Raw genomic sequence first — 9042 nt, 5'->3', positions numbered from 1 at the left:
TTTTTACGTCTAATTACCCGAAGACTAAAACCACTCTCGTCCCAAAACCAGACTTGTAGTTTCTCTGGGCAACGTTTTGAGGCTGATAAATAGCCTTGTAACTTTTCTTTAAATGCCTCCCTTTTTGTTGGATCTTGTTTGTCCTCTAGACTGTATTTTGCCCAAAGGTAAACATACTTTTTTTGTTTTAGTATCCTCCTAACTTGTTCGCCACTTAACTTTATACCTGTTTTTTCTTCTAAATATATGGCTAATCTCGCTGTTGTCCAGCGTCCAAATTCATAATCTAATTCACTTGGTTCTTTTTCAAAAGTTTCCATTAATAACTCAATATATTCTTTAGTTGCTTTATGATAGTTTCCTTGAGATCTATTATCTTTAAGACTTTCTAAATTATCTGGATCACCGTGAACGCACCAATATGCTACACTTCTATATGAACAACCCAAAAACTCACTTATTTCCTGGTAAGGAGTCCCATCATTCATCAGGAGTAACATCAATATTTTCTGTGTCAGTTGGGAGCGATCGCTTTCTTTTAAGGCTTTTTGTAAATTGTCTTTCTGGGATTGAGTCAGAAAACCTTTAGCAGGCATAACAGCACGCTTTTACTTGAATCTATCTAATTTAGCATTTATGCAATTTAGATGTGGAACAGCTTATCAACATCTTGCATAAGTCAAATTTTTGGATATGGAACCACAGATAAACACAGATGAACACCGATAATTTCATCTGTGTTCATCTGTGGTTTTTTATTCTTATTTAAGTAGAACGGTGCAAATAAACCAAAGTATGTAACGAAAAGTAAAGTTGCCTAAAAACCTCTTCTCTTCTGCCTTCTGCCACGCCAGTTGCTACAACGGGGGGAACCCCCGCAACGCACTGGCTCCTCTGCCTTCTGCCTTGTCATAACGACAATTTTTAACACCGACCTACTTAGACTCATTAGACGCACGATCATCGCCAGCTTGCGACCCAACCATTGCTGTTACTTGTTCATCCTCCTGTCTATCTGAAGTAGGTGGTTTGGCTTGATGAGAAGGTTTGCGTTTTAAGAAGCGTTCTTCCAAATTCTTGATGATCACATACAACACTGGAACAATCAGCAAACTCAAAACTGTGGACACGAGTAGCCCACCAAACAATGCCGTTCCTAATGACCAGCGTGAGGCTGAACCTGCACCTGAGGCGATGACGAGGGGGAAAAATCCCAGCAATGAGGCACTGGAGGTCATGACGATTGGTCGAAATCGCTCTTGGGCGGCGGTTAAAGCTGCTTTGGGAATTGTCATCCCTTGTTCAAAGGCTTGGTTGGCAAACTCGACGATTAAAATCGCGTTTTTTGAGGCGAGTCCGATCAACATTACCAAGGCTACGTTCGCGTAAACATCGTTCACCAAACCACGCAATGATAGCGCACTCAAAGCACCTAATAACGCTAATGGTACGGTTAACAAAATAATCGCGGGGTCAACATAACTTTCATACTGAGCAGCCAGGGTGAGAAACACCATAATGATCCCGAAACCAAAAATCAGAATCCCCAAGTTACCTGCTGTTAATTCTTCGCGGGCGGTTCCTGTCCAATCACTGCCAACGCCTGGTATTGCTGTGGCTGTTACCGCTTCCTGCATTACCTGGATCGCTTGTCCGCTACTATAACCCTGTGCTTCTCTACCTTGGATACTGATGGCGCGGAAGCCGTTGTAGTGAGAGATGACGGCTGGGCCTGTAATAGGTGTGAGTGTAGCGACCTCACTCAATCGCACCATTTGGTTGTTTGCCGATCGCACATACAGCTGACGGATATCATTTGGCGATCGCCGATAGTTGCCCTCAGCCTGCACATAAACGCGATAGCTTTGCTGTCCCAGGGTAAAATCGTTGACATACTGCGAGCCAATGGCGGCTCCCAGTGTGTTCACAGCTTGCTGAAAATCGACATTGAGTGCTTCTAGACGATTGCGATCGAAGTCGATTTGAAACTGGGGTGTGCTGGCGGTAAACTGCGTAAACACGCCGCCTCCCAAGGCTGGTTGTTGGTTTGCTTGGGCAATCACCGCTTGGGCATTGGCAAAGAAATCATCGATGGTCAATCGTCCGTTGGTGCGGTCTTCCAGCTGTAACTCAAATCCACCTAAAGTACTAAAGCCTTGAATTGGTGGGGGATTGACTGCGGTGAGAATCGCTTCTGGGATCGTTTGAAATGCGCCATTGATTCGCTTTAAGATTGCGGACGCGCTTTGATTAGCTTGAGTGCGTTCTTCCCACGGTTTCAGCTTGGCAAAAAACACACCACGATTTGAGCCACTACCTGCAAAGCCAAATCCCGAAGTTGCAAAAACGTTATCAATCTCTGGTTCTTTTTGCAGAATTTGTTCAAGTTTTTCAATTACTTGATCGGTATAGTTGAGGGCGACTCCATCTGGCCCTTGAATAATGCCTAAGACAATGCCCTGGTCTTCATTAGGCACAAATCCTGTGGGCACATGAGTGAACATAAAATAAGTCGCGACTAAACCCACCACAAATAATCCCACGACAGCGTAACGCAGGCGAATCAAAAAATTGACGATCGCCAGAAACCTGTCAATAATCCACTGCAACGTCTGATTAAATTTACGGAAAAACCAGCCAAGTGGGCCGCGTCTAGGTTGGGGCGGACGCAGCAATATCGCAGCCATACTGGGACTGAAGGAAAGCGCATTAAATGTCGAGATGGCGATGGAAAATGCAATCACTAACGCGAACTGCTGATACATTTTTCCAGTCGAACCTGGGAAAAATGCTACCGGAATAAACACCGCCATCAACACCAGCGATGTTGAAACCACTGCACCAGTCAGTTCGTCCATTGCTTCATACGAGGCTTGCAGGGGTCTGACTCCCTGTTCAATTTTACGAGCGATCGCTTCTACAACAATGATGGCGTCATCAACGACTAACCCTGTAGCTAAGATTAATCCAAATAAAGTTAAATTATTTAATGAGAATTTAAATACGTAAGCAAATGCTAATGCGCCAACTAGCGAAACCGGAATCGCCACAATCGGAATAATTGTAGCTCGCCAGTCTTGGAGAAACAGAAAAATCACCAACACCACAAGCGCGATCGCTTCGACTAGGGTTTTCAAAACTTCTTCGAGTGACGCTTGCACAAACCCAACGGTATCGTAAACGATCTTGGCTTTTAATCCCGGCGGAAACTCTTTGATCAGGTCATTCATCTGCGCCTCAATGTTTCTCGCCACATCCAGCGCATTACTTCCTGGTGACTGATAAATTGCCAGACCAATCGCCGGCTTGCCATTATTTCTCGCATTGCTGGCGTAAGTCTCCGAGCCGAGTTCGGCACGACCGACATCCCGGAGTTTGATTAAATTGCCATCACTTCCCGCTTTGATGACTAGATTCTCAAACTGAGATGCATTTTGGAACTGACCATTAACCCGTAGCGGAATTTCATAACTTTGACCTGGGGGTACAGGCGCTTGACCCAAGGTTCCAGCTCCGGCGAGAATATTTTGCGATCGCAGTGCTGTCGCCACATCTGCTACGGTTAATTGCCGACTGGCCAAGGCATTTGGATCGAGCCACAGCCGCATTGCATAACGCTTTTCACCAAAAATTGTGAGGTCGCCAACTCCTGGTGTTCTCAGCAGTTGATCCCGCAAATTCAGGTCAATATAGTTACTAATAAATAGCGGATCGTACTCATTATTTTCGGCATACAACGTATACACTAATAAAATACTTGTGGAAGCCGTCTGCGCTGTCACACCAAGTTGTTGGACGCTCGTTGGCAAGCGAGGTGTCGCCCTAGCAATCCGGTTTTGCACGTTCACTTGGTCGATATTTTTATCAGTCTGTGCCCCGAAATATACAGAGATTTGGCTACTTCCAGCTGAACTATTCGAGGTCATGTACTGCATACCCTCGACACCGTTAATTTGTCGCTCCAGCGTTGTTGTAACTGCACTTTCGACGGTAGCGACATCTGCCCCGGTATAGTTCGCTGACACTTGAACGCGAATTGGTGCAATATCTGGCAAGTAATTGAGTGGTAGTAGCGGAATACACACGCATCCCACAATCAGAATCACTAGGGTACAAACGGTAGTTAGCACCGGGCGTTTGATAAAGTTGTTCGCGATCGACACGATCGAGTCTCCTGGATTTAGGATTGCGGTTGAATGGGTGTGCCTTCTCTCAGTTTGAGAATGCCAGAGGTGACGATGGTTTCACCGGGTTTGAGTCCATCGAGAACTTGATAATTCGTCCCTTGAATCTCACCAAGGCGCACTAAACGCTGATGCACAATTTGCTGCGGCTTGCCGTTTACAGTTCTGTTTTCTGTAACAAAGACAAAACTTTGTCCGCCAATCCGAGAAATGGCGACGGTGGGAATCAATATCCCTGGTTGTCGATTCCAAATGATCCGAGCTTGAACGTATTGCCCATCGCGCAATCGTCCTTGGGAATTGGCAAAGCGTGCCTTACTTAAAATCGACTGCTGAGTAGAACTGACGTTTGGAGAAATGTAGTTAATCGCACCCGTGCCAATCACTTTCTGGATGGTGGGATCGATTAACTGCACGGGCAATCCAACTCGCAGTTGCTTCAATCGATTTGATGGTACAGAAAGATTTAGATCCAGCGCATCGTTCTGGGTGATTGTGGTGATCGTTTGTCCGGTGTTGACATAATCGCCAACTTTCACGGGAAATTCACCGACTATACCAGTAATCGGTGCTACCACTCGTTTCTGATTGACATTGACTTGAGCAGCAGCCGTGCTTGCTTGGGCTGCGCGTACATTGGACTGGGCTTGCCTAACTCCTGCATCAGCTGCCGCAACTTGTTTATCTGCGGCTTGCAAATCCGCGATCGCAGTTTGTAAATTATTTCTGGCTACATCTAACTGCTGTGTTGCCAACGCTCCTTCACTAACTAATTGTTGGGTGCGATTGAATTGTGTCTGCTGAAGTTGAACATTTGCAGCAACCTTAGTCCGCTGCGCCTGAGCTTGTTGCAGCTGTGCTTGAGCCGTTTTTAACCCCGCTTGTGCTGCACTAGCGGCGGCGATGGAGCTGGCAACATTTGCCTGAGTCTGATCCAAACTCAACGATGCGATCGGTGTCCCCTTCTGCACCCGCTGCCCACTAGACACAAGAATTGCTTCAATACGTCCTTGAATTTGCGGTTGTAGCGTGACTTTTTGCTGCGCCTCTAAAGCTCCGACAAAATCGGAACTTTCTTCGGTCGTGCTAGTGCCAACTTGCTGAACTTTTACTGGCAATGCTGCGTTTCTAGCATTTGCTACGGGAGCATCTTGAGTGGGAGCAGCTGAGCGCTGATTGCCAAAATGCGAAAACACAGTCATCCCGCCAACAGTTAAGACTATGCCCACCCCTAACCCTATTAACAGCCCCTGTTGTCCTGAAAGCTTTCTAAAAGCAGAATTATTAATTTTAGGAGTTTCCATTGACTCACCTTCAACTGCCCAGGCATAATCAACTAGACGTAAGTTTCTAACTTACTTATTAGCTAGGGCTGAACAAATAATCCTCCAACCTTAGTAGGAAAATTGTCTTCTCAATTCTGGACAGCAGACCTCGCTCCCGCCCTGCTAGTTAGGACATCTATGCTCCAAACACCCGATCCTCGCGCCGCGATGTACAGAAAGAGGAAACAGTAAAGCACTGCTAACTCGCCATGATTGAGAATCGGCAGAAAACCTTGCCCAGCGTGCAGCATAAAGTAGGCAACTGCCATCTCACCGCTAGCAATAAAAGCTGCATAACTAGCTAGTAGCCCTAAAGCAATCATTAATCCGCCAACCAATTCAATTAGTCCACCGAATCCTATCAATGAAGCCAAGGGCAAAGGAGGTTTATTGCCTGGTATTCCAAACATTTTCTGGCTTCCATGCATAGCGAACATCAACCCTGCAACTATTCGCAATATTGCATATATATACGACGAATATTTTCCGAGAAATGCATCCATCAACGAATACCTCTCATTTTCAAGCGATGCCGTCTGCACAAATTTCAAGAACCTGCGCCTTCAATCTTGGCTTGTAATTAAGGGTGAGACTTGGTTCCAACTGCCAGAGAACACAAATGTTTCTAAGGGTTTGCGGGTGCGTAGAGCGAATTCGCGTTGCTGTAACCTTTGTGACAAGTTTTGCGGATCTCCGAGATAACCAAGTGCGATCGCGGCAACTGCCTCATAGCCTTTGGGAATGCCGTATACTTCTTTAGCTTTAGCGACATCAAATCCCGCCATTTGGTGAATAAATAGCCCTAATGCCATTGCTTGGATCGCCAAAGTTGCAGAGGCCGCGCCGACATCGTGAAAAGCGTGTCGATTTTCTACGCCGTTTCGCTCAAAGTAAAGCTTGGTTACAGACAGCATTAAAACTGGAGCATTCTTTGCCCACTCTTGATTTCCTTCTGCAAGGCAACCTAATAAACGTTGAAATTCTGCTGGATTGTCTTTGGTAGCAATAATATAGCTCCACGGCTGCTCGTTATAAGAAGATGCTGCCCATCCTGCTGCTTCTAAAACAGTGCGTAATTTTTCTGTTTCAACTGGTTGCTCAGAGAAAGCCAAAGGACTCCAGCGTTCCCGCAGCAAATCTTCAACTGGATATTGAGTATCAGCTGTTTTGTTGGTCATCAGAAGATCTTTTCTGGCAGCAGTATTCATTACGCCTTTACCTCAAGCTTTCTCTTCTTGCCGCAATCTATTAGACTTCTTGCAGAAGTCGGTAAAAGGGAAAGGGGAAAAGGGGAAAGGAACTCAAAACCCTTTCCCTTTAACCTTTTCCCTTTCCCCCCCTCTTGCAAAAATATGTTTTTGCAAGAGGTCTATTAATTAATAGTGAGCTTTCAAGTAGCAATAGCCCCCATATTTGCATATGGTGGGCAATGCCCACCCTACACTTAAAGATATAAAGTATTCCAGCAAACTCTAACTAGGCATTCACAACGTCGCCGCCATTCGGGTGCAGAATTTGCCCCGACATATACGAAGAATCATCGGATGCTAAAAATACATAGCTAGGTGCAACTTCTTCTGGCTGTCCGGCTCGCTGCATCGGTACTTGACTACCAAAGCTCTCAACTTTTTCCTCAGGGAAGGTAGAGGGAATTAGTGGTGTCCAGATGGGGCCGGGAGCTACGCCATTTACACGAATGCCTTTTTCTACCAGCGATTTCGACAAAGAACGGGTAAAAGCAACGATCGCTCCTTTGGTCGCTGAGTAATCCAGCAGTTGGGGATTTCCTTTGTAAGCAGTCACTGATGTAGTGTTGATGATGGCGCTACCTTCTTTGAGGTGAGGTAGAGCTGCTTTGGTGAGAAAGAACATGCTAAAAATATTGGTGCGGAAAGTACGCTCCAATTGTTCAGCCGTAATATTTTCAATACTTTCCTGTGGATGCTGCTCGGCTGCGTTATTCACCAGAATGTCTAGGTGTCCCAACTCTTTCACGACTTGTTGCACAGCTTGCTGGCAAACTTGCTCGTCGCCAATATCTCCCGCAATGGTGAGACAGCGTCTACCTTCGGCTTCTACCAAGCGTTTTGTTTCTTCAGCATCCTCTTGCTCACTTTTATAAGCAATTGCCACATCTGCCCCTTCTTTAGCATAGAAAATGGCAACTGCCCGACCAATACCGCTATCACCACCAGTAATCAGCGCTACTTTGCCCTGTAATTTATCACTTCCCCGATATTTCGAGTCATCAGACCGGGGTTTTGGCGTCATTTGAGCTTCACTACCGGGAGGATTTTGTTGTTGCGGCGGTTGTAGTTCTTGTGCTTGAGTCATAAATCTGTTTCCTGCCAAGAATTTGTTTTGTGTGCTTTCATCTCGATGCGATCGCAGCTAAGAGGATGCTGGAAAAGCCTGAATATTTTCCAAACAACCTCTCAACTCATTTCCTACTTCACAACACTTTTAGTTCACTTTAGAAAACACAGATAATTACTTTCTCTTTCATTAGTTGGAGCATATAACTATATCAGGTGGATTTTAGATAACAAGTAGATGTGATCGAGACTACTAATTTTTCTAACTTTACTTTAGTTACATCTAACCTTCTACCTTCTTTAGTTAGGGATCGTGCAAAAATACGACTATTAGCAGATGAAAATTCCTAAATATAAATAATCAGCAAAAATCAAAATTAAATTTTATCTAGATAACTTAACAGAGCGTATTTCTAACTACGTTTAAACTTCATCTCAACTACTTCTAAAGAAAGATGTAGTAGTTAGCGAATGTTTGGAAACATGACAGGATGAAAGTTCCAAACATACAAAAAATTTCTCAATGGCAGCGTCAAAAACTCAAACAAGAAAATAGTGAATCATACTCTTTTGGGATATAGGATTCATACTTGATTTCTGAAATATACGTAGTTGTAGGGTGGGCATTGCCCATCATATCCGAGTTGTGGGAGCATTGACCTCTCAAAAAATCAAGTAAATCTAAACCTATCAGTTAGGTAATTAGAGATTGTGTAATTAGCAATATTAAGACAACCTGAGAGGAATTTATGCAACAGGATCAATTTATCAAACAAGTGCAAAACCGTGCTCATCTGCCGTCACGCGGTGATGCAGAGGTTGCTACCCGCGCGGTACTAGAAACCCTTGCTGAACGTTTAGCTGGGAATGAAGCGTTTCAGGCAGCTGCTCAGCTACCGAAAGGACTTGCTGCTTACCTTCAGCATGAGTATGCAGGTACGGCCACTAAATACACCCTTGACGAGTTTTTTCAGATGGTGAGTCAGCGTGAAGGAGTTGAGTTACCACAAGCGGTTGATCATACTCGCGTAGTTATAGAAGTTTTGGGCGAAGCTATCTCACAGGGTGAAATCAACGATATCAAAGTTCAATTGCCACCCGAATTCGATGCTATCTTTGCCGGAAGTCAGGGAGAAATGAAGGTGAAAGCCTGAAGTTCTCTATTAACCCAAGTTGCCAGTTACAAAATCAGACTGGTGAACTGGTGTCAAAAAGGCA

At 44.9% G+C, this 9042-nt stretch carries 7 protein-coding genes; 1 reads left to right on the top strand and 6 read right to left on the bottom strand.

All coding sequences use genetic code 11. The features are described 5' to 3' along the window. The 6 genes from BV372_RS18040 to BV372_RS18015 all read right to left on the bottom strand — a co-directional run. Positions 1-596: IS630 family transposase (locus BV372_RS18040; RefSeq protein WP_143845181.1), on the bottom strand; the 596-nt coding region annotated here is incomplete at its 3' end. A gap of 339 nt (positions 597-935) precedes the next feature. Continuing rightward, positions 936-4163, bottom strand: a complete 3228-nt coding sequence (locus BV372_RS18035) for an efflux RND transporter permease subunit (RefSeq protein ID WP_086687873.1) — start codon at positions 4161-4163, stop codon at positions 936-938. 17 nt (positions 4164-4180) lie between these two features. Then, positions 4181-5488 (bottom strand): efflux RND transporter periplasmic adaptor subunit, encoded by a 1308-nt coding sequence (locus BV372_RS18030; RefSeq protein ID WP_256973310.1) that lies wholly within the window; start codon positions 5486-5488, stop codon positions 4181-4183. A gap of 110 nt (positions 5489-5598) precedes the next feature. Further along, positions 5599-6012 carry a DoxX family protein gene (locus BV372_RS18025; protein WP_086687872.1) on the bottom strand — a complete coding sequence of 138 codons (414 nt, stop codon included), beginning with the start codon at positions 6010-6012 and terminating at the stop codon, positions 5599-5601. Positions 6013-6072: 60 nt separating this feature from the next. Continuing rightward, positions 6073-6687: a nitroreductase family protein gene (locus tag BV372_RS18020; RefSeq protein ID WP_086687874.1), complete on the bottom strand. Its 615-nt coding sequence runs from the start codon at positions 6685-6687 to the stop codon at positions 6073-6075. A 298-nt stretch (positions 6688-6985) separates the two neighbouring features. After that, positions 6986-7843 (bottom strand): SDR family oxidoreductase, encoded by an 858-nt coding sequence (locus tag BV372_RS18015; protein WP_086687871.1) that lies wholly within the window; start codon positions 7841-7843, stop codon positions 6986-6988. A gap of 730 nt (positions 7844-8573) precedes the next feature. Here BV372_RS18015 and BV372_RS18010 point away from each other — a divergent pair. Continuing rightward, positions 8574-8978: a DUF2267 domain-containing protein gene (locus BV372_RS18010; protein WP_086687870.1), complete on the top strand. Its 405-nt coding sequence runs from the start codon at positions 8574-8576 to the stop codon at positions 8976-8978. The last annotated feature ends 64 nt before the right edge of the window (positions 8979-9042 follow it).

This window comes from Nostoc sp. T09 (genome assembly GCF_002154695.1).
Lineage (GTDB): Bacteria > Cyanobacteriota > Cyanobacteriia > Cyanobacteriales > Nostocaceae > Aulosira.
Note: the sequence above shows the minus strand (reverse complement) of the source record. Positions and strands in the feature narration are given on the sequence as shown.